The sequence below is a fragment of the Stenotrophomonas sp. 85239_Sma genome, from assembly GCF_056481725.1.
The window spans coordinates 141,328-165,684 of record NZ_CM151163.1 but is presented as its reverse complement, the minus strand read 5'-3'; the positions used below and the strand labels follow the sequence as shown (position 1 = coordinate 165,684).

The 24,357-nt window shown below is 67.6% G+C and carries 25 protein-coding genes; 7 read left to right on the top strand and 18 right to left on the bottom strand.

The genetic code is table 11. From position 1 onward, the window contains the following. Positions 1 to 10: 10 nt before the first annotated feature. Together arsB and ACYKG1_RS00705 are read left to right on the top strand one after the other, a co-directional pair. The gene (gene arsB / locus ACYKG1_RS00710; RefSeq protein WP_478471481.1) at positions 11 to 1,042 is read left to right on the top strand and encodes an ACR3 family arsenite efflux transporter; all 1,032 of its coding nucleotides are present in this window, start codon (positions 11 to 13) and stop codon (positions 1,040 to 1,042) included. A 488-nt stretch (positions 1,043 to 1,530) separates the two neighbouring features. Next, on the top strand, positions 1,531 to 1,905 hold the full coding sequence (locus ACYKG1_RS00705) for a hypothetical protein (RefSeq protein WP_100475009.1): 375 nt from the start codon (positions 1,531 to 1,533) through the stop codon (positions 1,903 to 1,905). 13 nt (positions 1,906 to 1,918) lie between these two features. Here the strand turns inward: ACYKG1_RS00705 and ACYKG1_RS00700 are convergent, their stop codons facing one another. Beyond that, positions 1,919 to 2,584 (bottom strand): Ivy family c-type lysozyme inhibitor, encoded by a 666-nt coding sequence (locus ACYKG1_RS00700; RefSeq protein WP_478471479.1) that lies wholly within the window; start codon positions 2,582 to 2,584, stop codon positions 1,919 to 1,921. Positions 2,585 to 2,720: 136 nt separating this feature from the next. On the opposite strand from ACYKG1_RS00700, the gene ACYKG1_RS00695 reads away from it, so the two are divergent. After that, the gene (locus ACYKG1_RS00695; RefSeq protein ID WP_478472783.1) at positions 2,721 to 3,176 is read left to right on the top strand and encodes a YybH family protein; all 456 of its coding nucleotides are present in this window, start codon (positions 2,721 to 2,723) and stop codon (positions 3,174 to 3,176) included. Positions 3,177 to 3,328: 152 nt separating this feature from the next. Here the strand turns inward: ACYKG1_RS00695 and ACYKG1_RS00690 are convergent, their stop codons facing one another. From ACYKG1_RS00690 to ACYKG1_RS00670, 5 genes are all read right to left on the bottom strand, one after another. Next, entirely contained in the window at positions 3,329 to 4,354 is a 1,026-nt protein-coding gene (locus ACYKG1_RS00690; protein ID WP_100475012.1) for an NAD(P)H-dependent glycerol-3-phosphate dehydrogenase, read from the bottom strand. A gap of 20 nt (positions 4,355 to 4,374) precedes the next feature. Then, a complete protein-coding gene (gene secB / locus ACYKG1_RS00685) occupies positions 4,375 to 4,893 on the bottom strand; it encodes a protein-export chaperone SecB (protein WP_005407596.1) in 519 nt (172 codons plus the stop codon). Positions 4,894 to 4,993: 100 nt separating this feature from the next. Next, on the bottom strand, positions 4,994 to 5,431 hold the full coding sequence (locus ACYKG1_RS00680; RefSeq protein WP_049416566.1) for a rhodanese-like domain-containing protein: 438 nt from the start codon (positions 5,429 to 5,431) through the stop codon (positions 4,994 to 4,996). Positions 5,432 to 5,488: 57 nt separating this feature from the next. Beyond that, positions 5,489 to 5,914 (bottom strand): hypothetical protein, encoded by a 426-nt coding sequence (locus ACYKG1_RS00675; RefSeq protein WP_100475013.1) that lies wholly within the window; start codon positions 5,912 to 5,914, stop codon positions 5,489 to 5,491. A gap of 32 nt (positions 5,915 to 5,946) precedes the next feature. Continuing rightward, the gene (locus ACYKG1_RS00670) at positions 5,947 to 6,414 is read right to left on the bottom strand and encodes a YiiD C-terminal domain-containing protein (protein WP_061479369.1); all 468 of its coding nucleotides are present in this window, start codon (positions 6,412 to 6,414) and stop codon (positions 5,947 to 5,949) included. Positions 6,415 to 6,449: 35 nt separating this feature from the next. Here ACYKG1_RS00670 and ACYKG1_RS00665 point away from each other — a divergent pair, with 35 nt between their 5' ends. The 3 genes from ACYKG1_RS00665 (at position 6,450) to ACYKG1_RS00655 (ending at position 9,642) form a co-directional block, all read left to right on the top strand. After that, complete coding sequence (locus ACYKG1_RS00665) at positions 6,450 to 7,259, top strand: uroporphyrinogen-III synthase (protein WP_478471477.1); 810 nt, start codon at positions 6,450 to 6,452, stop codon at positions 7,257 to 7,259. Positions 7,260 to 7,362: 103 nt separating this feature from the next. Beyond that, positions 7,363 to 8,340: a uroporphyrinogen-III C-methyltransferase gene (locus ACYKG1_RS00660; RefSeq protein WP_478471476.1), complete on the top strand. Its 978-nt coding sequence runs from the start codon at positions 7,363 to 7,365 to the stop codon at positions 8,338 to 8,340. 6 nt (positions 8,341 to 8,346) lie between these two features. After that, positions 8,347 to 9,642, top strand: a complete 1,296-nt coding sequence (locus ACYKG1_RS00655) for a heme biosynthesis HemY N-terminal domain-containing protein (RefSeq protein WP_478471474.1) — start codon at positions 8,347 to 8,349, stop codon at positions 9,640 to 9,642. 116 nt (positions 9,643 to 9,758) lie between these two features. Here the strand turns inward: ACYKG1_RS00655 and ACYKG1_RS00650 are convergent, their stop codons facing one another. Further along, positions 9,759 to 11,054: an acetyl-CoA C-acetyltransferase gene (locus ACYKG1_RS00650; RefSeq protein ID WP_029550824.1), complete on the bottom strand. Its 1,296-nt coding sequence runs from the start codon at positions 11,052 to 11,054 to the stop codon at positions 9,759 to 9,761. A gap of 93 nt (positions 11,055 to 11,147) precedes the next feature. On the opposite strand from ACYKG1_RS00650, the gene ACYKG1_RS00645 reads away from it, so the two are divergent. Further along, the gene (locus ACYKG1_RS00645) at positions 11,148 to 12,035 is read left to right on the top strand and encodes a hypothetical protein (RefSeq protein ID WP_262084055.1); all 888 of its coding nucleotides are present in this window, start codon (positions 11,148 to 11,150) and stop codon (positions 12,033 to 12,035) included. Positions 12,036 to 12,176: 141 nt separating this feature from the next. Here ACYKG1_RS00645 and ACYKG1_RS00640 read toward each other — a convergent pair whose 3' ends face one another. From ACYKG1_RS00640 to glnA, 11 genes are all read right to left on the bottom strand, one after another. Beyond that, the gene (locus ACYKG1_RS00640) at positions 12,177 to 12,794 is read right to left on the bottom strand and encodes a superoxide dismutase family protein (protein ID WP_478471472.1); all 618 of its coding nucleotides are present in this window, start codon (positions 12,792 to 12,794) and stop codon (positions 12,177 to 12,179) included. Positions 12,795 to 12,826: 32 nt separating this feature from the next. Beyond that, positions 12,827 to 13,396 carry a superoxide dismutase family protein gene (locus tag ACYKG1_RS00635; protein WP_087921124.1) on the bottom strand — a complete coding sequence of 190 codons (570 nt, stop codon included), beginning with the start codon at positions 13,394 to 13,396 and terminating at the stop codon, positions 12,827 to 12,829. Positions 13,397 to 13,489: 93 nt separating this feature from the next. After that, complete coding sequence (gene ntrC / locus ACYKG1_RS00630; protein ID WP_100475019.1) at positions 13,490 to 14,938, bottom strand: nitrogen regulation protein NR(I); 1,449 nt, start codon at positions 14,936 to 14,938, stop codon at positions 13,490 to 13,492. Continuing rightward, positions 14,931 to 15,992: a two-component system sensor histidine kinase NtrB gene (locus ACYKG1_RS00625; protein WP_100475020.1), complete on the bottom strand. Its 1,062-nt coding sequence runs from the start codon at positions 15,990 to 15,992 to the stop codon at positions 14,931 to 14,933. Before ACYKG1_RS00625 ends, ntrC begins: the two co-directional genes overlap by 8 nt. A gap of 83 nt (positions 15,993 to 16,075) precedes the next feature. Further along, on the bottom strand, positions 16,076 to 18,121 hold the full coding sequence (locus ACYKG1_RS00620) for a TonB-dependent receptor (RefSeq protein WP_478471470.1): 2,046 nt from the start codon (positions 18,119 to 18,121) through the stop codon (positions 16,076 to 16,078). 107 nt (positions 18,122 to 18,228) lie between these two features. Continuing rightward, a complete protein-coding gene (locus tag ACYKG1_RS00615) occupies positions 18,229 to 18,543 on the bottom strand; it encodes a hypothetical protein (protein ID WP_021204073.1) in 315 nt (104 codons plus the stop codon). 108 nt (positions 18,544 to 18,651) lie between these two features. After that, positions 18,652 to 19,812, bottom strand: a complete 1,161-nt coding sequence (mltA, locus tag ACYKG1_RS00610; protein WP_478471469.1) for a murein transglycosylase A — start codon at positions 19,810 to 19,812, stop codon at positions 18,652 to 18,654. 55 nt (positions 19,813 to 19,867) lie between these two features. Further along, positions 19,868 to 20,614: an N-acetylmuramoyl-L-alanine amidase gene (locus ACYKG1_RS00605; protein ID WP_087924112.1), complete on the bottom strand. Its 747-nt coding sequence runs from the start codon at positions 20,612 to 20,614 to the stop codon at positions 19,868 to 19,870. A 170-nt stretch (positions 20,615 to 20,784) separates the two neighbouring features. Then, positions 20,785 to 22,215: an ammonium transporter gene (locus ACYKG1_RS00600; protein WP_478471468.1), complete on the bottom strand. Its 1,431-nt coding sequence runs from the start codon at positions 22,213 to 22,215 to the stop codon at positions 20,785 to 20,787. 21 nt (positions 22,216 to 22,236) lie between these two features. Then, a complete protein-coding gene (locus ACYKG1_RS00595) occupies positions 22,237 to 22,575 on the bottom strand; it encodes a P-II family nitrogen regulator (RefSeq protein ID WP_004134334.1) in 339 nt (112 codons plus the stop codon). Positions 22,576 to 22,898: 323 nt separating this feature from the next. Next, on the bottom strand, positions 22,899 to 24,308 hold the full coding sequence (gene glnA / locus ACYKG1_RS00590; RefSeq protein WP_478471467.1) for a type I glutamate--ammonia ligase: 1,410 nt from the start codon (positions 24,306 to 24,308) through the stop codon (positions 22,899 to 22,901). Positions 24,309 to 24,357 lie beyond the last annotated feature (49 nt).

Here is a 24,357-nt window from a genome sequence, read left to right as displayed (position 1 = left end):
TGCTGCTGCCATGAGCCTGTTCGAGCGGCACCTGACCCTGTGGGTTGTGCTGTGCATTGCGACCGGCACCCTGCTGGGCCACTTCCTGCCCGAGGCCTTCGCGGTGCTCGCATCCGCGGAGATCGCCAAGGTCAACCTGCCGGTCGCGGTGCTGATCTGGCTGATGATCATCCCGATGCTGCTGAAGGTCGACTTCACTGCGATGCGCCAGCTGCAGCAGCACTGGAGGGGCATCGGCGTGACGCTGCTCATCAACTGGGCCGTAAAGCCGTTCTCGATGGCGCTGCTGGGCTGGCTGTTCCTGCGCCATGCCTTCACGGACTTGCTGCCCGCAGCACAGATCGACAGCTACATCGCCGGGCTGATCCTGCTGGCGGCCGCGCCCTGCACCGCCATGGTGTTCGTCTGGAGCAACCTGTGCCGTGGCGATGCCAACTTCACCCTGAGCCAGGTGGCGTTGAACGACGCGATCATGGTGGTTGCCTACGCGCCGGTGGTGGCACTGCTGCTCGGCCTGTCGGCGATCACCGTGCCGTGGGACACGCTGCTGTTGTCGGTGGGCCTCTACATCGTGGTGCCAGTACTGGTGGCTGCACTGCTGCGGCACTGGATCCTTTCGCGCCGCAGCGAGGCGGGGCTGCAGCGCGCGCTTCGACGGCTGGGGCCGCTGTCCCTGTCCGCCCTGCTGCTGACGCTGGTGTTGCTGTTCGGCTTCCAGGGCCAGCAGATCGTGGAACAACCGCTGGTGATCGCGCTGATTGCCGTGCCGATCCTGATCCAGGTCTACTTCACTTCGGGCCTGGCCTACCTGCTCAACCGTCGACTGGGTGTGGCGCACTGCGTGGCCGGTCCGTCTGCACTGATCGGAGCCAGCAACTTCTTCGAACTAGCGGTGGCGACAGCGGTGGGACTGTTCGGCGTGCATTCGGGCGCGGCGCTGGCGACGGTGGTTGGCGTGCTGATCGAGGTGCCGGTGATGCTGTCTGTGGTGCAGATCGTGAACCGTACTCAAGAGTGGTACGAGAGACGCGAAGAGCACTGAGAGAACGGAGTGCGTCGATGTCGATCTACGCTCTTCACTCCGCACTGTCGTCATCGGCTTGGTGGGGTACCCGTACGCCACGTCATCAACTTCGACCCATGTCGCATATTCCCCAAGCCGCAACGGCCGTTGCGGCGCCTGCGTCTGCGATGGCTTAACAGCATGCAAGAATGCCGAAAGCGTCTTTGATCCAGCGTTGAATGCAACTCTTCTGATTGGCACTGCGCCGCGGCACGCGTACAGATGGCAGGCCACCGGAAAAGGGTGGCCGGGCCTCGAAAACCCGTGGCAATGCGTACGTTGTTTGCGCCTGCCCGTCGGCGTCACCCAGTGTGACGCCGGCGGGCAATTCGTCTGCCGACTATGGTGGGCGGAGCGTGGAGGCCTTGTGCCTGCCGGCCTTGTACGCACTGTCCCGGTTTTCGAGCCACGTCTCCGCCCGCCACCTTTGTGTGGCGGCTTCCGTCTGTCCTGCACGGAGCATTGCCATGACCTCACCGGACTTTCCCCGCCTGCATCCGCATCACTCGCCCGCCAATGCCGGTGAGCCGTCAGAACACGCGCCTGCGACCGATCCGAATGCCTTCATCGCCACGCTTCACCGCATCGGCAAAGGCGCGGCCGCCGACGGCCAGCCCTGGCCGGAGCGCCACCAGATGCCGGGCCGCTGCATGGCGCTGGCCGACGCGGACTGCGCACTGGCAAGCCAGCGCGTGACGCTGGAACTGCTGCTGGCGGCCGAACGCGTGCGGCAGAACGGCACGGAGGCCGAGTACGTGGGCGACCGGGTGATGGAAGGGCTGATCATGGCGTGCCTGGCCATGAACGCACAGGCCAGCGCGCGCATGCGGCCGGACGGGTGACGCGGGCACCGCCTCACTCGCAGAGCGCGCTGTCTTCCTTCAACGCGGCATCCTGCAGAGGCTGGCGCTGTTCGATCTGCGCACGTTGTTCCGCCGTGGGTTCGCCCAGCCACCACACACGGCAGCGCGCGGTAAGACGGCCGACCATCTTCGACTGATCGGGCGAATACAGCATCGCCAGAGCAGTGCCGGGGCAGTCGTGGGCCTGGCAGGCGGTGTAGAACCACCACGGCTCGCCCTGCAGCACCACCCGTTCGCCAGGCCCGCTGGGCCCGCTCAACAGGCGTTCGCGCAGCGAGGGAATCTCCTTGTCGGCGGATTCGGCCGCCGCCGTGTTCTGCATCAGGGCGTTGAACGCGGCCAGCACCTTCGGGTCCTTGCGGCCGCAGTCGTCCACGGTGTTGCCACCCACCAGGGTGAAGAAATGCGTCGCCAGCGGGCTGTCCGCGCAGGTGAGTTCGCCGCCGGCACTCGGGTCTTCCGGCTCGCCTTCGTTGTCCCACACCGAGGGATCCACGCCGTCTTCGATGGACGGCTCGTTTTCGACCACCGTCGCTGTGGCGGCCGGTGCTTCGGTGGTCGGTGCCGGTGCGGCCGGCGCTGCATCCGGTGCCGATGCCTGCCCGCAGGCGGCCAGCAGTGCGACCGTCAGTGCCATCCCTGTGATCCGAATCTTCATTCCCTGTCCTTGTCCGGTCTGCGCTGCATGCAGCCATGCGGGCGCCTGCGCGATTCTAACCAGCAGCGCGCTAGGATGCGTTCGTACGTTCCCGTCATCGCCTGGAGCCGGACGCATGCGCCGTACACGACTCGCCATGATCTTCTGCAGTGCCCTGCTGCTGGCATCGCCGGCCATCGCCCACGATGCTGAAGGCGCGAAGCCCGCACAGCCGCTTCCCGATGCAGCCTTGCCCGCGCCGCTGGAGCGCGTACTGCGCGATTACGAGCAGGCGTGGCGCCTGGGCGACACCAAGGCGCTGGCAGCACTCTTTGCCGAGGATGGCTTTGTGCTGCAGAGCAACCAGTCCCCAGTGCGTGGACGCAGTGCAATCGAGGCCGCGTATGCCGGCCAGGGCGGCAGTCCATTGCGGCTGCGTGCCTTCGCGTACTCGGTGGATGGGAACGTCGGCTACATCATCGGTGCCTACAGCTATGGCAACGCCGTGGCGGACACCGGCAAGTTCACGCTGTCGCTGAAGCGCGTGGGCGATGGACCGTGGTTGATCTTCTCGGACATGGACAACAGCAACGCGCCGCCACGGGCGCGGTGATCGGGCGTTGCCGTAGATCCACGCCATGCGTGGATATGCCGCGCGCGTGATGCCAAGCAAGCTTGGCACCCACCGCAGCCTGTCTCCCGCCCGGCACCCGCGTGTGTACTCCCTGATGAAAAAACCCCGGCGCTGGGCCGGGGTTTTTCGATTCACTTGAACAGCGTGTCCGGGTATTCCGGCTTCTGTTCCCGCGCCAGCAGCGCGCGCAGGCCTTCTTCCGGGGTCTGCTCGCCGTGCAGCACGGCACGCACGCGGTCGGAGATCGGCAGGTCGATGCCATGGCGGCGCGCCTGTCGCATCACTTCGTCGGCGGTCTGCACCGATTCGACCACCTGGCCGATTTCGCGCACGGCATCCTGCAGCGTCTGGCCGCGGCCCAGGGCCAGGCCCAGGCGGCGGTTGCGCGACAGGTCGCCAGTGCAGGTCAGCACCAGATCGCCCAGGCCAGCCAGGCCCATCAGCGTTTCCGGCTTGGCCCCGATGGCAGCGGCCAGGCGCAGCATCTCGTTGAGGCCACGGGTGATCAGGCCGGCACGGGCGTTGAGGCCCAGCTGCATGCCGTCGGCCACACCGGTAGCCACGGCCAGCACGTTCTTCATCGCGCCGCCCAGCTCGGCACCGACCATGTCGTCGCCGGTGTAGGCACGGAACGCCGGGCCATGCATCGCCTCGGCCACCGTCTGCGCGAACTCGGGCACGTCGCCATGCACGGTAATCGCGGTCGGCAGGCCCTGGGTCACTTCCTTGGCGAACGACGGCCCGGTGACGACGGCCAGCGGCACGTCCTCGCCCAGCACTTCGCGCGCCACTTCATGCAGGAAGCGGCCCGAACCGGGTTCGAAGCCCTTGGTGGCCCAGGCCACGCCGGCACCGGCCGGACGCAGCGGCGCCAGCGCACGCACGGTTTCACCGAACGCGTGCGAGGGGGTGACCACCAGGATCCAGGCGGCGCCCTCCACCGCCGACGCCAGGTCGGTAGTGGCACGCAGGCTGTCCGGCAGCGGGATGCCCGGCAGGTAACGCGGATTCTCGTGGCGCTGGTCGATGGCCTCGACCACGGCAGCGTCGCGCCCCCACAGCACGGTCGTGTGACCGTGCCGTGCGAGCAGGCTGGCCAGTGCGGTTCCCCAGGAACCGGCGCCCAGCACGGCGATCTTGTCAGCGGTAGTGCTCATCCGTGACGTCGCGGCAGGAATCAGGCGTTGCCAGCCGGCTCGGAGTCAGCCAGCGACGGTGCGTCGCCCTGCTCCTGGCGCTGGCGCAGGGTCTCTGCGTACAGACCTTCGAAGTTGATCGGCTGCAGGAAGAACGGCGGGAAGCCGCCGGCCTGGATCAGGTCGCTGATCAGCTGGCGCACGTACGGGAACAGGATGTTCGGGCACTGGGTGCCAAGCAGCACGTCGATCGACTGCGGGTCCAGGCCGACCAGGCCGAACACGCCGGCCTGCTTCACTTCGGCCACGTAGGCGGTGCGCTCACCGGCCTGGCAGGTCAGGGTCACGGCCAGCACGACTTCGAAGGCGTTCTCGCCCAGGCGCTGCACCTGCTGGTTCAGGTTCAGCTGCAGCTCCGGCTGCACCTGGTCGTTGAAGATGGTCGGGGCGTTCGGCGACTCGAAGGAAACGTCCTTGACGTAGATCTTCTCGACGGTGAAAGCGGGGCCGGTGGCGGCATCGACCGGCGCAGCGGCGCCGTTGGTGATCTCTTCGGACATTTCCAGTAACTCCAGGTGAATGCAATGAAAACGATGGTCGAACTACTGCGATGGGGGCGGGATCAGGCCCATACAAGGCCGGATCCGCCACCTGCGACAATCAGTTGCGGCCCTTGACCAGCGGCAGTTCGGCCTGCTGCCAGGCGGGAATGCCGCCGTCGAGCACGTAGACCTTCTCGAAGCCGGCCTTCTTCAGCGCCTTGGCGGCGGTTTCCGAGGCGTTGCCGCTGCGGCACACCAGCACCACCGGCGACTGCTTGGCATTGGCCACCAGCTTGTTTTCCGGGCCGAAGGCACTGGCCTGGGCATTGCGGCTGCCGGCAATGTGGCCCTTCTCGAAGTCACCGCTGGCCGACAGGTCGACCACCACCGTGCCGCCCGCGTTGATCAGCTGGGTCAGTTCGGCGGGCTTGATGCCCTTGAAGCCCCGGAACAGGCGGCGGATCTCGGTGACGATGATGGCCACGGTCAGGCCGACCAGGGCCGCGGACAGCATCGGGTTTCGGCCTGCAAAGGCCAGCAACTCTTCGTAATTCACTCAGGTCACGGGTCGATTAAGCGGGCGCCGATTGTCGCACAAGCCGGACGCGGCCCGTCACTGCCCCTTCCACAGGTCCGGCAGGCCCGCGGTCTGCCACCAGCGCTTGGCGTCCGGGTCCCAGCGCCAGCGCTCGACCACGACCACGGTGCGCTCGGCCTGGGTGTTCTGGTTGATCACCCCGATTTCGACCCGGCGCTCGACCAGGCCACCGTCCAGCGAGGCACTGCTGCGCTCGCGGTAGGACGACACGCGCAGCTGGGCGTAACGGTTGAGCTCGAACTCGGTGGGCGGCTTTTCCTTGCGCAGCTTGGGGTCGAGGTAACCGATGGCATCGTCCATGCTGCCCCAGCGGATGGTGGCGCCATAGGCGACCTGGGTCTCTTCCAGCAGCTTGCGCTGCTTGCGGCTCAGGTCGTCGGCTGAAGCGACGGCGCTGACCAGCAGCAGGGAGTACATCAGGAACTGGATGAGGCGGCGCATCGGTGGTTTCCCCAGGACGTCAGCCTGTCATCCTACCCTTTGGCGAAGGCAACAAAGCGACCGCTGAACTCGGCGGCCGGCCTGCCATCGGCTCCGGGCTGGGTGGCGATGATGCTGATGCGGGCCTTGCGGCGCTGGCGGAAGGTGTTCAGGAAGGCGTCCCAGCCGGTGGCTTCGGCCGCTTCGGCGTGGGCGTGCAGGTCTTCGTAGACCGGCGCCAGGTAGCGCAGGTTGCTGTCGGCCACGTAGACCTCGGCATCGTGGCCGGCCAGGCGCAGGCGCAGGCTGACCAGGGCCCAGCCGGACAGGGTCAGCACCGAGGCCAGGCTGCCGCCGAAGGCATTGCCCTTGTCGTTGACGTTGGCGGCCAGCGGCGCGGTGATGCGCAGCACGCCATCGGCATAGCCGTCGAGCTGGATCTGCATGGCGCGCACCGCCGGCATGCAGTCCAGCACGTCCTGCAGGGCGGCCAACGAGGAAGTCAGGGCATCAACGGACATCGGAGCAGCGACCAGGACAACGAAGGGCCCGCATAATGCAGGCAATGGTCGACCATACGATACCCACTGGCGCCACCCGTTCCGGCGTGCGCTGGACCCTGATCTCGCTGCGCCCGCAGGGCCAGCATGCGGCGCTGCGCCGCGCCGTTGCTGGGCTGGGCGGGGATGTACTGGCCCTGTCACCCTGGCGGTTGCAACGGCTGCACGGCACGCCCGTGATGCGCCAGCTGCAACGCGCGCTGAACTGCGACCGGGTGGTGTTCACCAGCCCGGCCGCCGTTGCCGCAGCCGCGTCCCTGCTGCCGCTGGTCGAGGCACAGCGCAGCCCGTGGCTGACCGTGGGCGAAGGCACCGCGCGCGCACTGCAGGCACACGGCATCACCGAGGTGCATGCACCGCAACGGATGGACAGTGAAGGTCTGCTGGCGCTGCCGGTGCTGGCCGACGTGCAGGGCCTGCGCATCGGCCTGGTGACCGCGCCCGGCGGTCGTGGCCTGATTGCCGCGCAGCTGCAGGCGGCGGGCGCCACGATCGAGCGTGCCGACGTGTACCAGCGTCGCCTGCTGCGCCTGCCCCCCCGTGCGCTGGCTCGATTGGCGCATTCACCGTATCCCTGGATGCTGGCGGTGAGCAGTGGCGAAGCGCTGCAGCACTTCTGGCAGCAGCTCCCGCCGGCACTGCAGCAACGCCTGAAGGCGCACGCGACCGCCGTGGTGGCCAGTGATCGCCTCGGCGAACAGGCGCGGGCATTGGGCCTGCAGCACGTCATGCGCGCGGCCGGCCCCACCGCTGCGCAGCTGGTGGCGGCCGCACACACCACGCTCACCGTCCCGGCAGCGACCTGAACAGGGACGTGGGTCACGCTTGCCGCTGTCGTCAGCAACAGTGATGCTGTGCACAACGCGGCCTGCCGGCCCCAACCGGCGACGTTGCCGACAAGGAAGCCCGATGAACGACACTCCGCCCGTTTCCCCGCCCCGTCGACCCGTGCGCTGGCTGCTGCCGTTGGCCGGGGTGGTCGTGCTTGGCGTGGGGGGCTACGCCGGCTGGTACGTCTGGCAACAGCAACAAAGTGAACAGGCAGCGCAGGCACAGACCACTGCCGTGCAGCTGCAGGGCCTGGAGGCCACGCTGGATGCACTGCGCCGTGACCAGCGCGCGAGCAGCCAGCGCCTGCAGGACGCAGCCGCCACCAACCGCGTGCTGCGCGACGAGATGCTGGGCCTTTCCCAGCGCAGTGCGTTGCTGGAAGAGAACCTGGCCAAGCTGGCCGACAGCGCCAACCAGGGACGCCAGGCGGTACAGCGCGATGAGGCCGAACTGCTGCTGACCCAGGCCGCGCAGCGCCTGAACTACGCCGACGATGTGGAAGGCGCACGCCGGTTGTACGCCCAGGCTGCGACGGCACTGGCCGAACTGCCCGACAGTGATGGCCTGAACCTGCGCCAAGCGCTGGTGCAGGAGCGCGAGACACTGGATGCGCTCGGCAGCGGCCCGCGCGTGCAGTCGCTGCAGCGCCTGGATGCGGTGGCCAGGGCGCTGCAGGGCCTGCCGTCGCAGATCACCGGCACGACCGGCAGCAACCCCGCCAAGCCCTGGTGGCAGGCCACGCTGGCGCCGTTCGTGGACATCACCCCGAGCCGCCAGAACGGCCCGTTGACCGCTGCCGAACAGCGCACTGCCGACGACGCGCTGCAGCTGGAACTGACATTGGCGCGTGCTGCGATCGAGCGCGGCGACCGCGCGGGCCGCAATACGGCATTGGATCGCGTGGAGCACTGGGCGCAACGGCGCTGGCCGGATTCACCAGCCCTGCGCGCGCAACGTGCTGAACTGAAGGCCTTGCGCGAACTGCCGCTGCAGGCCAGCGACGCTGTTCTTGGCAGCACCCTGCAACAACTGCGCACCCAGACCGACCGGAGGTAAGCCCGCATGAAACCCCTGCAATCACTGGTCGTGCTGTTGCTGGCCGTGGCCATCGGCGTGGTGGCCGCACAATGGCTCGGCGCCGATGACCTGAACCGCTTCGGCGAAGTGACCCTGCGCTACGGTGGCTACGACTACCACAGCAACCTGCCGAAGGTGGCGCTGCTGTCGGTGATCGCGGTGCTGGTGCTGTGGCTGCTGTGGAGCCTGATTGCCGCACCGTTCCGTGCCTGGGGCCGCTACCGCCGCAAGCAGGGCCGGGTGCGCCTGATCGATGGCCTGCAGGCCTATGAGCATGGCCAGTGGCAGCGTGCCGAGAAGCTGCTGGACGGCGCCGCCAAGGACCCGGAAGTGAGCGCGGTAGCATTGGCCAATGCCGTGCGCAGTGCGCAGGCACGTGCCGATGGCCCCGCTGGCGAGGCGCTGCTGCAGCGCCTGGGTGAAAGCGATGCCACCCTGCAGGCGCTGCTGCGCGCCGAACAGCTGCTGGCGCGCGATCTGCCCGTGGATGCGATCAATGCCCTGGACGTAGCGGCAATCCAGCCGCTACCGCCGCGCGGCCTGTGGCTGCGCACCGAAGCGTTGGCACTGGCCGGCCGCGCCCACGAGGCGTATGGCCAGCTGGGCGCACTGCGCCAGAGCAAGGTGCTTCCGGCCGACGCGAACAGCGAACTGGAAGCACGCCTGGCTGCACAGGCGCTGCTGGAAGCGGCCGACGTCAACGCGCTGGCCGCGCAGTGGGAAGCCACGCCGAAGGCGCTGCGGCCGACCCCTGACGTGGTGGGCGCCTATGCCAGCCGCGCGGTGGCACTGAACTGGGATGAGCCGGCGCTGCTGGCGCTGGAACAGGCGCTGGACCAGCGCTGGGACGATGAACTGGTGGCGCTGTATGGCCGCCTGCCGGCCGAGCGCCTGGCCACGCGCCAGAGCAATCTGGCACGCTGGCGCAACGTGCATGACGACTCGGCTGCGCTGCGCCTGGCACAGGGCCGCGTCGCCCTGGCCCAGCAGCAGTGGGATGCTGCCGATGCGTTCCTGCACGAGGCCATCGCCGCCGGCGCAGGTGCCCCGGCATGGGAGGCGCTGGGTGAGCTGTTCGCACAGCGTGGCGAGCACGCGCTGGCCGCGCAGTGCCTGGCCAATGCGCTGCGACTGCAGCGGGGCGAGGACAGCGTGGAACTGGTGCGCGGCACCGAGACTCCGCTGCGTGCCACGGTGGAGGAACAGCCGATCGCGGTGCAGCCGCCGGTGTATGACGCCAACGAGGAGCGCGACGAATTCGGTAATCCGCGGTTGCCATAAGCATCGCTGAGGTGTGCCGACCAACGGTCGGCACCCACCGGGAAAAAAACGGCACCCACCGGACAACAAAAAACGCCGCCCGATGGGCGGCGTTTTTTGTTGTTCGATGAAGGCAATCAGCGCTCGACGATCGCCACTACGCCCATGCCGCCGGCGGTGCAGATCGACACCAGCGCGCGGCCACCGCCGCGCTCGGCCAGCTGCTTGGCCGCCGTGGCGATCACGCGTGCGCCCGTCGCCGCGAACGGGTGGCCGGTGGCCAGCGACGAACCCAGCAGGTTGATCTTGTCCGGGTCGATGCGACCCATCGGCGCATCCAGGCCCAGGCGGTTGCGGCAGTAATCCTCGCTCTCCCACGCGCGCAGGGTGCACAGCACCTGCGCGGCGAAGGCTTCGTGGATCTCGTAGATGTCGAAGTCCTGCAGGGTCAGGCCGTTGCGCTTGAGCATCTCCGGCACCGCCACGGTCGGCGCCATCAGCAGGCCTTCGCCATGCACGAAGTCCACCGCAGAGACATGCGCGTCGCGCAGGTAGGCCTGCGGCTCATGGCCGTGCGCACGCGCCCACTCTTCGCTGGCCAGCAGCACCGCAGCGGCGCCGTCGGTCAGCGGGGTGGAGTTGGCCGCAGTGAGCGTGCCACGGCCGGAGACCTTGTCGAAGGCCGGCTTCAGCGTGGCCAGCTTTTCCAGCGAGGTATCCGGACGCAGGATGTTGTCGCGCTCGACGCCACGGAACGGTGCGATCAGATCGTTGAAGAAACCGCGCTCATAGGCTGCGGCCAGCTTCTTGTGCGAGGACACCGCCCATTCGTCCTGCGAGTCGCGCGAGATGTTCCATTCCTTGGCCATGTCCTCGCAGTGGTCGCCCATGCTCTTGCCGGTGCGCGGCTCGGCCACGCCCGGGAACTCGGGCTTGAGCTCGGAGAACTTGAAGCCAGCGGTCAGCGCGCGGATCTTGTCGCCGGTGCTCTTGGCACGGTTGGCGGCCAGCAGGCGCGCACGCAGCTTCTTGCCGTAGACGATCGGCACGTCGGAGGTGGTGTCCGAACCGCCGCCGATGCCCGATTCGATCTGGCCCAGCGCGATCTTGTTGGCGACAGTGATGATACTGTCCAGCGAGGTGCCACAGGCGCGCTGCAGGGTGATGCCCGGGGTCAGCGGCGACAGGCCGGACGACAGCGTGGCTTCACGGCCCAGGTTCCAGTCGCTGGAGTGCTTGATCACCGCACCCATCGCCACTTCGCCCAGCTGCTGGCCATGCAGGCCGAAACGTTCGACCAGCGCGCCCAGCGTACGGACCGACATGCCGAGGTTGCCGACATCCGAGTACGCGGTGTTCTGGCGGCAGAACGGGATGCGGACGCCACCGAGGATGGCGACGGGACGAGCGTTGGGCATGGAGATACCTGGCATGGATGAGGGTGTCTGCAACATGGCCTGCACGACGGAGCAGGCATAATGGAGCCAAGTGTAGCTGCCGCCCTGTGATGGGCCAACCGTGGAACCATGAGCAAACCCGACCCCGCGATGAATGCCCTTGGCGTGCTGGCCCTGGAACTGGCCGGCGGCGAAATCCCCCGCCAGGCGGTACTCAGCGCCGATCAGGCCGGTGAACTGGCCGAACGCGTCGGCCGTGACCTGGCCAAGCTGGTGCCGCAGGTGGCCGAGCTGGACCTGGTGTTCGCCGCCGCCCATTTCGACCCGGCCGAAGTACTGCGCCCGGGCTGGCCGATCCACCGCCGGCTGGAAGAGCTGCAGATGCGCGCACCGGGCCGCAACCAGGGACCGCGCCTGCTGGCCTTCGGTACTGACGCCAACGGTGATGTGCCGCTGCCGTTCCAGGCCGATGCCAGCCTGGTGGGTGGCGGCCTGCGCGTGGTGCCGTTCCTGTTGACCGGCAGCGACGTGGCCACCACCAATGCGGTGGCCAATGCGCTGGAAGAAACACTGCTGGCCAACGGCATGGCGCATGCCGACACCGCGTTGATGGCGCAGAACACCTTCGGTGCCCGCATCGAACACGCGCGCTATTTCACCGTGAATGATCTGGCCGCGATGATGTCGATGCAGTACGACAATCAAGGCCTGGCGGCGCTGTGGCCGCTGATCGAGACCGCGATCATGGCGCCGGGCGAGGACGAATGGCTCAACGCTGCGCCCGAGCCGCTGCTGCGCTATACGCACGGCGAGGCGCGCATGGCACTGTTCGACCCGGCCGGCTGGTGCGCCCACTACAACCACGGCAAGAACGACTGCGATCGCTTGAAGGGCATCTACGAGCAGTTCCTGATGCGCCAGCGGCAGATGGCGGCGGTGCTGGAAGCGCACGGCGTGCCGGTGCTGTTCGTGCACTGCGAGGCCGGGCAGGACGCGCGCGAGCTGCTGGCACGCTGATCCGGGTGGCTTGTTCTTGTTGGTAATGCCGGCCACTGGCCGGCAACCTCCGGATCTGCGATTGCCGGCCAGCGGCCGGCACTACCGATCAAGAAAAACGCCGGCTTGCGCCGGCGTTTTCCATTTCCAGCAGGATCGCGCTTACGGGGCCTTCTGGATCACCGCACACGCCAGGCGCGCGCCGGCGTTGCCGGTCGGTTGGGTCTTGTAGTCATCCGCATCGGCGTGGACGATCAGGCCGCGGCCGATGATGTCGAAGTCATCACCCTTGCCGATGTTCACGTTGCTCGACACCGGGCCGTCGATGGTGGCCACACCCTTGTCGTCGGCCTTGATGTTGGGCATGTCGCCACCGTGGTGCGGATCGGCGGCCACGCTGCCGTGGTCCTGCTTGCTCGGGTTGAAGTGGCCACCGGCGCTCATGCCGTCCGGCGCGCTGCAGTCGCCCTTCTCGTGGATGTGGAAGCCGTGCTCGCTGCCCGGCTTCAGGCCCGTGACCTGGCCGGTTACGTGGACCTTGCCATCGACCACCTTGAAGGTGACGCTGCCCTTGGTTTCGTTGCCCTGGGTCGGTGCCAGCTCGGCCGTTGCCGAAGCATCGGCAGCCGGTGCGGTGGCCGGTTCCGGCGTTGCCGCCGGTTCGGTGGTGGCGCCCTCGGCCGGCGGGGTTTCAGCCTGCGGCGCGGCCGGTTGCTGGTTGCAGGCCGCCAGGCCCAGCGCGGCGATGGCCGCGAACAGCGAAGTGTGGATCAGACGCATTGGAATCTCTCCCTGGATGAAGCCTGCGGTGATCAGCGGACGACCCGGATCACGCCACAGGCGATGCGGACGCCGGCATTGCCGGCGGGCTGGCTGCGATAGTCGTCGGCGTTGGCATGCACGACCAGTGCACGTCCGGCGATATCGGTGGCGGCGCCTCCGCCAAGGGTAACGCCCTTGAGGTGGATATCGACGTTGGCGCGGCCCTGGGCGTCGGCACGCAGATTGTCCATGTCGCCCAGGTGGTGCTTGCCGGTACCGGCGCGGCCATGCGCAGCTCCACCGGGATTGAAGTGATTGCCGGCGCTGCTGGCATCCACCGCACTGCAGTCGCCGCGCTCGTGGATGTGGAAGCCGGCCAGCTGCATCGGCTGCAGGCCACCGATCAGGCCGGTGATGTGGATGCCACCGGGCTCCACCATCAGCGCGATGCGGCCACTGACGATGCTGGCCGAGGCCGGCGACAGATTGGCCTCGGCCTGCTTGGCGGCGCTGACCACGGTCGGCGGCGGCGGGGTGGGCTCGGCCTTCTTCGGCGCACTGCCACAGGCAGACAGCAGCACGGCGGCGGACAACGGCAGGATGGCAAAGGACAGGCGCATCGAAGACTCCTTGCAGGTGACACTAAGCATTGCATCGTCCATGAACGATCAACGGTTCGGCAAGCGGGCGCGAGGATCGCGTGCAGGGGCCGTTCAATGGCCCCCGCGGCGGCGCCCGGCGCCCAGCTTGCGGGTAAGGGTATTGCGGCCGAGGCCCAGGCGGGCAGCGGCTTCGGCGCGGCGGCCGTGGGTGATCTGCAGCGCGGCCTCCAGCAGGGCATGGTCGACCCGCTCGCGCACCTGCGCGTGCAACCCTTCCGCCCCTTCACCCAGCTGCCGGCGTGCCCATTCCGACAGCATCGCCTCCCACTGCCCTGGATCGGCACTGTTGCTGCTGCCGCGGCGGCCCCGCGCGCGGTTCAGCGCGGTATCGACATCGGCCACGCCGATGGTGTCCGCGGCGGCCAGCGCGGCCATCCGCCAGCACACGTTCTCCAGTTCACGCACGTTGCCTGGCCAATCATGCTCGCGCAGCGCCTGCAGGGCGGCGGCGGTCAATCGCTTCGGGGGCGTATCCAGCTTGCGTGCAGCGGCGGCCAGGAAGGTACTGGCCAGTTGCGCGATGTCCTCGCGGCGTTCGCGCAACGGCGGCAGCTGCAGGCGCACCACGTCCAGGCGGTGCAGCAGATCGGCGCGGAACTTTCCCAGTGCAACCAGGCCTTCCAGATCCTGGTGGGTGGCGGCGACCACGCGCACATCGACGCGGATCAGCTCGCGGCCACCGACGCGGAAGAACTCGCCCTGTGCCAGCACACGCAGCAGGCGGGTCTGCAACGGCAACGGCATGTCGCCGATTTCATCCAGGAACAGCGTGCCACCGTCGGCCTGCTCGAAGCGACCGATGTGGCGGCGCTGCGCACCGGTGAAGGCGCCGGCTTCGTGGCCGAACAACTCGCTTTCCAGCAGCTCGGCCGGAATCGCGGCGGTATTGAGCGCGACGAACGGCCCCTGCGCTCGCGGTGATTCACGATGCAGCGCGTTGGCCACCAGTTCCTTGCCGGTGCCGGTCTCGCCGGTGATCAGCACCGCCAGCGGCGCCTGCGCCAGGCGACCGATGGCGCGGAACAGCGCGCGCATCGGCGGGGCATCGCCCACCAGCTGCGGCGGTTGATCGCCGTGCGTTTCCGCCGCTGGCGTGGGCGCCGCCAGTGCCGGTGCCACTGCCGGCAGCACGCGCTGCGCCAGCGCCACCGCATCGTCCAGGTCGAACGGTTTGGACAGGAATTCATGCGCGCCACCGCGGAACGCGCCCGCCGTGCTGGCTACGTCGGTATAGGCCGACATCACCACCACCGGCAGTTGCGGCAGCGCGGCCTTGAGCTTGTCCAGCAGCACCAGGCCGTCATCGCCCGGCATGCGCACATCGGTGAACAGCAGCGCCGGTGGCGGGCCCTCGCTCAAGGCCTGCAGGGCGGGCGCGGCGCTGTCGAAATCGACGACCTGGTAGCCCGCTTCGCGCAGCGCGGTACACAGCACGAAGCGTACGGCTCGATCGTCATCGACCACCCAGATGCGCTGTGGGGACGAAGAAGACTCAGACATTGCGCGTGGCCTCCTCGGACGGGGCGGTACCGTTGATGATCGGCAGCAGCAGGGTGAACACGGTATGGCCCGGGCGCGAGCGGTAGGTCAGCGTGCCGCGATGCTCGCGTGCCACCTGCTGGGCCAGCGCCAGGCCCAGCCCAGTGCCTTCGGCACGGCCACTGACCAGCGGCAGGAACAGGTGCTCGGCCAGTTCCTCGGGAACGCCACGGCCGTCGTCGGCGATTTCCAGGCGCAACGCCAGCGTGTGCAGCTGTTCGGCAATGCGCACGCCATGCTCGACGCGGGTGCGCAGGGTGATGCTGCCGGCACCGGCCTGGATCGCATTGCGCACCAGGTTCCACACCGCCTGGGTGAGGCGGTCGGCGTCACCGTGGAATTCGGGAATGCTGGGGTCGTAGTCGCGCTGCAGGCGTACCGCCCAGCCGGCCTCGTTCTCGGCCAGGCGCAGCACGCGCTCCAGCGCGGCATGAATGTTCAGCTCGGCATGCGGTGCGGCCGGGGCGGGCGACAGCAACTGGTCGAGCAGGCCGTTGAGGCGTTCGATCTCCGAGCCGATCAGCTCGATCAGTTCGCGCTCGCTGGCATCGCGCTGGACGGCGCGGCGGGCCAGCAGCTGGGCGGCGCCCTTCAGCCCGGCCAGCGGATTGCGCAGCTCGTGGGCCAGCCCCTTCAGCGCCGCGCTGAGCGCGCTGGGCAGCGCCTGGGTCGGGTCCAGCCCGGGGAATTCATCGACCGGGTGCGCCTCCAGCAGCCAGCCACCATCGTCGCGGCGGCTCATCCAGCCCTCGGCGAAGCGCGGTGCCTCGCCGGGCACCGCCAGCGCCAACCGGTTCAGGCGCAGGCTGTCGCGCTCATCGCGGGCCAGGAAATGGGCCAGCGCCTCGCCCTGCACTTCCAGAGCGACCAGCGGCCGACCCAGCAGGCGCCGGGCGCTGACGCCCAGCCAGCGGGCAAAGGCTGGATTGCAACCGGCAATGCAGCCATCAGCCCCGGCCCAGGCCAGCGGCGTGCCCAGGGCATCGAGAGACGGCGAGGGTGTGGGGTCGGACATTGCACCAATGTAGTGCAAAACGCGGGGCTCTGGGCCCGGCCGCAGGGCGAGCATGCTCGCCCACTACCGGATATGTGGGCGGGTCACAGCTTCATGTTGAGGCCGACGAACACGCTGCGCGCCGGGGCCGGAGAGAACATCGGGCGGGCGCTGTCCCAGAAGAAGCTGTCGTACCAGGCGTAGGCGTACTCGCGGCCGGTGACGTTCTTCAGTTGCAGGTCCACGCTGAAGCGCGGGGTGAGCTGGTAGGCCGCGCTGAGGTCGAGCACGGCGAAGCCACCGAACTTGCCGGCCACGTTGCGCTCCTCAAGGTAGTAATCGCCCTGTGCACGCGCCTGCAGGCCCAGCCGCAGCGCATCCGTGGCGCGGTAGTCCAGACCCAGGTTGCTGATATGGCGCGGCGTGGCGGCCACTTCGCGGCCCTGCAGGGAAATGCTGGCATCGCGGTCGTCGCGGGTGATCTTCGCTTCCTGGTAGGCGTGCGACGCCCATACCGTCCAGTCGTCGCCCAACTGCAGGCTCAACTGCGCATCCACGCCGCGCCGGCGGGTCTTGCCCAGGGTGACCGTAGTGCCGGTGGCCGGCATGTTGGACACCTCGTTTTCCGCATCCTGCTGCCACACCGCCAGGCGCGCCTGGCTGCCCGCGAACGGCTGGAACTTCAGGCCCAGCTCCATGCCGGTGTTGGTGGACGGCTGCATGGGCGCCTGCCCCGGGGTGAGGTAGGCCGGTGCGGTGGAGCCAGTCAGCACCTGGAAGGTGCGGCCCCAGTTCGCGTACACGTGGGTGGTCTGGCCCAGACTGTGGATGATGCTCAGCTTGGGCTGGCCGATGCTGCCGTAATCCTGCAGGCGGCCGCTGACGCCGTTCATCAGGTGCGTGCGGCCGCTGAAGCGGTCCACGCGGTAGGCCGGCACGATCTTCCAGGCCTCGACGGGCTGGTAGACGGCCTGCACATAGGCGCCCCAGTTGTCGAAGCTGTGCCGATCATTGTTCTGCACCCGTGCCGGTGGCCGGCTGAAATCAGTGGGTTCGGCGTAGGCGTAGCGCTCGCGGATGTAGCCGTTGTCCTGCTGCTCGTAGTTCAGGCCGCCCTCGACAGTAAGCGCGGGGCTGGCCTGCCAGGTGAGCGTGCTGAGCAGGCCATGCTGCCGCTCGTCCCACACGCGGCGCTGGCGCGGGAGGTTGCCGGTGTGCAGGTTGCTGAAGGTCACGCGGCGATCGTCTTCGTAGCGGTTGTAGTACAGCCGCGTGCCAAAGGTGAGTGCGTCGGACAGTTTCATGTCCAGGTGCGCGGCAAGCTGGCGCATGTCGCGGTCATCACCGTCGTTGCCGTTGCGCAGCTCGCTGCTACGGCGGTGCGTACGCAGTTCATCGGCGGTCATGAAGCCCGGTTCGTCGGCCTGATGGTGGTAGGCGCGCGCGGTCAGGCCCACGCGCAGTCCTTCGTCAAGCGAGCCGAAGAACCACTTGCCACCCAGCGAGTACTTCTTCGAGGTGTCGTGGTCGCGGTAGCCATCGCTGGCCTGGGTGCCGACGAAATAATTCTGCGCGAAGCCATTGGCTTCGCGGCCAACCGCCAGCTGCGCATCACGGGTGTTGTAGCTGCCGTAGGCCAGGCGCGCATCGGTGTAGCTGCCACCCTGGCGCGTACCGAAGTTCACGTTGCCGCCGATGTTGTGCAGGCCATAGCGAGGGTCGTTGGTACCGCGCACCACTTCGATGTAGCTGATGTCCAGCGGGAACAGCATGTCGATGAAGCGCTGGTTGCCGCTGTTGACGTTGCTGGGGATGCCATCGATCAGCGTCTTGATGGCATTGAGGTAACCCTCGCCGTTGAAGGCGCGGAAGCTGACCTTGCCCGATTCGGCGCCCTGCCGGGTTTCGGTGAGCTGGATGCCGGGCATCTGCCCGAGCAGTTCCCAGCTGTGCGAGACGTTGCGGTTTTCGATCTGGTCTGCACCCAGGACGTCCACCGAGGTCAGCACCTGGTGCGCACTGAGCTGGCCTTCGCCGTGCTGGTGTACCTGCACCTTGCCGAGGGTGAGCGCGGCGTCGGCCGACTGCGTGAAAGCTTCAGGGGCGAACGGTGCGGCCGCGAGGGCGGCCACCAGGGTGGAAGTCTTCATGGGAAGGGGCGGTTACGGTGAAATGTAATCGTATAACATTTCACATGCCCACTTTTGCAGCGTCGAGCAAGGCTCGGCGCTACAAGGGCGGGTGCCGGGGGGTGGGATTACACCGGGTAACCGGTGGCTTCCCGTGCCTTCTTCCAGGCGGCTTCGAATTCACGCGCGGAGATTTCGTCGTCCTCGTCGAAATCCAGGAACGACACCGGCTGGTCGGCCAGCAGGAAGCGGTCATCGCTGTGGGCATGCTCGTCGGCCCAGACCATCCTGGTGCCGTAGATCTCCACTTGGCGCACGATCTTCTCGCCACGGGCTTCCATCAGCACGTTGCCCTTGCCCAGGCCCGATTCGGCCCAGTGCTTGTAGTACTTCTTTGCGGCGGATTTCGCGCCGGGTTTTGCGTTGTGCTTTGCGTAGGTCATTGCAGGGGTCCTGGCCGCAGGCGCGGCCGGAAAGTTCGGAATGGCGCCATTATCAGGCATCCGGGGTCAGAGCCCTTTCCTGCGGAAAGGGATCCGACCCCTGCCGGTTCAGTTCGGCAAGGCCACGCCCTTTGGCCACAGCATCCAGATGTTGCCCTTCTGCTTCATGTCGCCGGCCAGCTTGCCGGCGGCATCGCCGCTGCCCCAGTACAGGTCGGCGCGCACTTCGCCGGCGATGGCGCCGCCGGTGTCCTGCGCGGCCACCGGGCGTACCACGGGCGTGCCATCGGGGCGCGTGGTGGACAGCCAGAGCAGGCTGCCCAGCGGCACCACGGTGCGATCCACCGCCACGCTGTAGCCGGCGGTGAGCGGCACGTTCAGTGAGCCGCGCGGACCCTCCGGGCTGTCCGGATTGCGCACGAAGAACACGTAGCTGGGGTTGCTGCGCAGCAGCTCCGGCACGCGCGCGGGGTTGGCCCGAGCCCAGGCGCGGATCGCGTCCATGGTGACGTCTTCCTTCTTCAGCTGGCCCTGGTCGACCAGCCAGCGACCGATGGCGCGATACGGGTGGCCATTCTGCTCGGCATAGGCCAGCCGCACCTGCGTGCCGTCAGCAAGGCGTACCCGGCCCGACCCCTGGATCTGCAGCAGCTGCAGGTCCATCGGATCGGTCAGCCAGGCCAGCACCGGGGCCTTGGCGCCCTTGGCCGCGATGGTGCCGGCGTCGTCATAGGGCTTGAGCACCTTGCCGTCGAGGCGACCGCGCAGGCGCTTGCCCTTCAGTTCCGGGTAGACGCTGTCCAGCTGCACCACGATCAGATCATTCGGCGTGCCGTAAACCGGTACGGTGGCAGCGGCCGTGCGGGTGAGGCTGCCGGCGTAGATCGGCTCGTAGTAGCCGGTAATCAGCCCGTCGGCCTGGTGGCCCCCAGCACGCAGCGCATAGACATCGAGGTCACGCTGCAGGAACTGGCGGATCGCGGCCGGGTCCTTGTCTGAAACCGCCGCGGCGGTGGTGCAGGATTTTGCCCAGACCGCATCGTTCTTCAGGCGGGTGCAGCTACTGCGCCAGGCAACGAAGCCGGCCCGCAGGTCGGCATCGGAGACCGCTGGCAGCGTTTTCCAGTCGACCTTGGCGTAGGTAGCGGCAGCCGGCTTGGCTGCAGCCGGCGCTTCGGGGCCAGTACCCGTGGTGGCGCAGCCGGCGAGCAGAACGATGGCAAGCAGTGCCCAGTGCTTGTGCGTGGAGAAGGAGGCGGATTCGGTCATGCCGCCATGGTGTCGTGCAGGTCGTCAGGCGGCAAGCCGCGACAATCAGAAGTGTTCAGGGCATCTGCAGCAGAAGTGAGTGCAGGATGCGGGCATCCTCGGCATCCAGCGTCTTCGGCAGGTCGTCGCGGCCACGGAAACGGCGGTGGAAGGCAGCGACGGTGGCGTCGCGGTTGTCCAGCGGATAGCCGAAGCGGGCCAGCGCATTCCACGCGTCGAAGCCTTCCGGCGCAGCCCCGTCGGCCGCGCGCGGCCAGACGCCGAAACCGGCCTCGGCCAGCTGTTGCCACGGGAAGAACCGGCTCGGGTCCTGCTTGCGCGTCGGCGCCAGGTCGGCGTGGCCGATCACCTGGCGCGGCGGAATGTTCAGGCGGGTGGTGAGATCGCGCAGCAGCACGATCAGCGATTCGATCTGCGCCGCACTGAACGGACTGCGGCCATCGTTGTCGAGCTCGATGCCGATCGAGGCCGAGTTGAGATCGGTGATGGTGCCCCAGCGCCCGGCGCCGGCGTGCCAGGCACGGCGCTCATCGGCGACCAGCTGGTAGCGATGGCCATCGGCACCGATCAGGTAGTGCGCACTGACCGGCCCACCGCTGTTGGCGGTGCGCAGCGTACGCAGGCTCTGCTGCACCGATTTCTGCTCGGTGTGGTGAATGACGATGATGACCGGCGTGCGCGCGTTCTGGTTGGGTGACGGCACCCAGGTGGCGAGCGGGTTGCGGGTTTCCTGCGGCGTGGAGGCGCAGGCGGCCAGCAGCAGGCAGGCCGAGAGCATCAGGGCGGTGCGGGTCGGGTGCATGGCCCGATTGTGCGCGATCAGGCGCGACGATGCATGCCGTTGTGCCGACCAACGGTCGGCACCCACCGGAGCAGGAGCAGTGCCAGGCAAGCCTGGCACCCACCAGAACAGTAGAAGTGCCGACCAACGGTCGGCACCCACACCATCAATGCAGTAGCTCCGCCGCTACTTCAGGCCTCGTAGGCGGACTCGCCGTGCGAAGTCACATCCAGACCAGTACGCTCTGCTTCCTCGGTGACGCGCAGGCCGACCACGCTGCGCACCACCAGCAGGATCAGCGTGGTCACCACCGCCGACCAGACCACGGTCAGGCCGACGCTGACCAGCTGCACCCAGACCTGATGGGCGATATCCAGATCGGGCTTGGTACCGCCCAGCGACTGTGCGCTGAACACACCGGTGAGAATCGCGCCGACGATGCCGCCGACACCATGCACACCGAACACGTCGGCGGTGTCGTCCACCTTCAGCATGCGCTTGAGGCCCGTCACGCCCCACACGCAGACCACGCCGGCGACGAAGCCGATGATGATCGCGCCAAGCGGGCCGACAGTTCCGCAGGCCGGGGTGATGCCAACCAGGCCGGCCACCGCACCCGAGGCCGCGCCAAGTGCCGACGGCTTACCCTTGCCAATGGCTTCCACCAGCGTCCAGCCCAGCACGGCAGCGGCGGTGGCCAGCACGGTGTTGAGGAAGGCCAGCGAGGCCACGGTATCGGCGGCGGCGGCGGAACCGGCGTTGAAGCCGAACCAGCCGACCCACAGCAGCATCGCGCCGATATAGGTGAACGGCACGTTGTGCGGCTTCAGCGCGGTCTGGCCATAGCCCAGGCGCTTGCCGACAAACCATGCGGCCACCAGGCCAGCCACGCCCGCATTGATGTGGACCACGGTGCCACCGGCGAAGTCGATCGCGCCCAGTTCACCCAGGTAGCCGCCGCCCCAGACGATGTGCGCCATCGGGATGTAGCTGAGGGTGAACCACAGCGCCGAGAACAGCAGCACCGCGCGGAACTTGATGCGCTCGGCGAACGCGCCGACGATCAGCGCAGTGGTGATGCCGGCGAAAGTCGACTGGAAGGCGACGAACAGGTAATCCGGCAGGCCCTTGATCGGCGTGTTGCCGACCGAGTCGGGGGTGAAGCCCTTGAGGAAGGCGAATTCGGTGAACGAGCCGAAGAACGGATTGCCGGCGCTGAACACCGCGCTGTAGCCATAGGACACCCACAGCAGCAGCACCAGCGAGAACACCACCAGGATCTGGCTGAGCACTGACAGCACGTTCTTCGAACGCACCAGGCCGCCATAGAACAGGGCCAGGCCCGGCACGACCATCAACAGCACCAGCAGGGTGGAGGTGAGCATCCAGGCGACGTCGCCACGATCATAGGCGGCGGCGGCTTCGGCCACGGCCGGCGCAGCAGCTGCCGCTGCAGGATCCTGCAGCGGTTCAACCGCAACGCTTTCGCTGGGCAGCGGCGAGACCTGGGCCTGGGCGTGGGCACTGCCCGGCCAGGCACCGGCGACCAGTGCGCTGAGCAGCATCAACAGGCACACCAGATGGAACCGGGCTTGCCACCCGGTGAGAAGGCGCATCTTCATGGGGGAGTCTCCGGAAGGGGGTTACAGGGCGTCGGCACCGATTTCGCCGGTGCGGATGCGGATGACCTGTTCGACGGCGGTGACGAAGATCTTGCCGTCACCGATCTTGCCGGTGCCTGCCGACGACTGGATCGCTTCGATCACCGCGTCGGCACGCTCGTCGGTGACCACGGTTTCGATCTTGATCTTGGGCAGGAAATCGACGACGTACTCGGCGCCGCGATACAGCTCGGTGTGGCCCTTCTGGCGACCGAAACCTTTCACTTCGGTCACGGTGATGCCCGACACGCCTGCGTCGGACAGGGCCTCGCGGACCTCGTCGAGCTTGAACGGCCGGATGATGGCGGAGATCAGTTTCATGCGCATGTCCCGATGGTGGATGGGGCCAGCGCGCCAGCGCGCGTTGGCATCAGGCAACCACGGGTCATCAGGATGATGACCGTGGCTGTTGCACCGGACACGTACAGGGCCGGGACGGCCGTGCCTCTCTCCTTGCACGACCGACGCGGGAGGGAGGGCGGCCCTGGTCGCGTATCCGGTCTCTCTCTTGCCCCTGGATCAGGGGTCAGAGCCCGTCCGTAAACGAACGGGATCCGACCCCGATCTGACCGCGGCTCCCCAGCCGCGAAAACGGGCGCGATGGCGGCGGGTGGGAGGGGGAAGCCCACCGCCATCGCCCCCGGTCAGCTGGCGTAGTACAGCTGGTATTCCAGCGGGTGGGTGGCCGCGCGGAACTTGGTCACTTCCTGCATCTTCAGCGCGATGTAGCCGTCGATGAAGTCATCGCTCATCACGCCACCGGCCTTCAGGAACTCGCGGTCCTTGTCCAGCGCTTCCAGCGCCTGGTCCAGCGAAGAGCAGACCTGCGGGATCAGCTTCTCTTCTTCCGGCGGCAGGTCGTACAGGTCCTTGTCGCTCGGTGCGCCCGGGTCGATCTGGTTCTTGATGCCGTCCAGGCCAGCCATCATCAGCGCGGTGAAGGTGAGGTAGCCGGACTGGATCGGGTCCGGGAAGCGCATTTCGATGCGGCGTGCCTTCGGGTTGGACACCCACGGAATGCGGCACGAGGCCGAACGGTTGCGGGCCGAGTAGGCCAGCATCACCGGCGCTTCGAAGCCCGGCACCAGGCGCTTGTAGCTGTTGGTGCCGGAATTGGCGAAGGCATTGATGGCCTTGGCGTGCTTGAAGATGCCGCCGATGTACCACAGCGCCAGCTGGCTCAGGCCACCGTAGCCGTCACCGGAGAACAGGTTGGTGCTGCCCTTGGACAGCGACTGGTGCACGTGCATGCCGCTGCCGTTGTCGCCGACGATCGGCTTGGGCATGAAGGTGACGGTCTTGCCGTTGCGGTGCGCGACGTTCTTGATCACGTACTTCATGCGCAGCAGTTCGTCGGCCTTCTGCACCAGGGTGCTGAACTTGGTGCCGATCTCGCACTGGCCGGCAGTGGCCACTTCGTGGTGCTGCACTTCCACCTCGATGCCGACCTGTTCCAGGGTCTTGCACATCTCGGCTCGCAGGTCGTGCAGGGTGTCGGTCGGCGGCACCGGGAAGTAGCCGCCCTTGACGCCCGGACGGTAGCCGCTGTTGGCGCCATCGTACTTGGCGCCGCTGTTCCACGCCGCTTCTTCCGAGTCGACCTGGAAGAAGGTGTGGCCCATTTCATTGGCGAAGCGGACCGAGTCGAAGATGAAGAATTCCGGCTCCGGGCCGAAGAACGCGGTTTCGGCGATGCCGGAGGACTTCAGGTAAGCCTCGGCGCGCTTGGCGATGCCGCGCGGGCAACGGCCATACGGCTGCATGGTGGCCGGATCGAGGATGTCGCAGCTGATCACGATGGTCGGATCGGCGTAGAACGGGTCGACGTAGGCGCTGGCGGTATCCGGCAGCAGCACCATGTCCGACTCGGCGATGCCCTTCCAGCCGGCGATCGAGCTGCCATCGAACATCTTGCCTTCTTCGAACAGCGACGGCTCGACGATGCTGACCGGGAAGGTCACGTGCTGCTCGACACCACGCATGTCGACGAAACGCAGGTCGACGAACTCGATCTGGTTGTCCTTGATCAGCTTCTCAACGTTTTCCACGGACATCGGTACGACCTCGGATGGGGATGAATGCCTGCTGAGGTACAGCAACGAC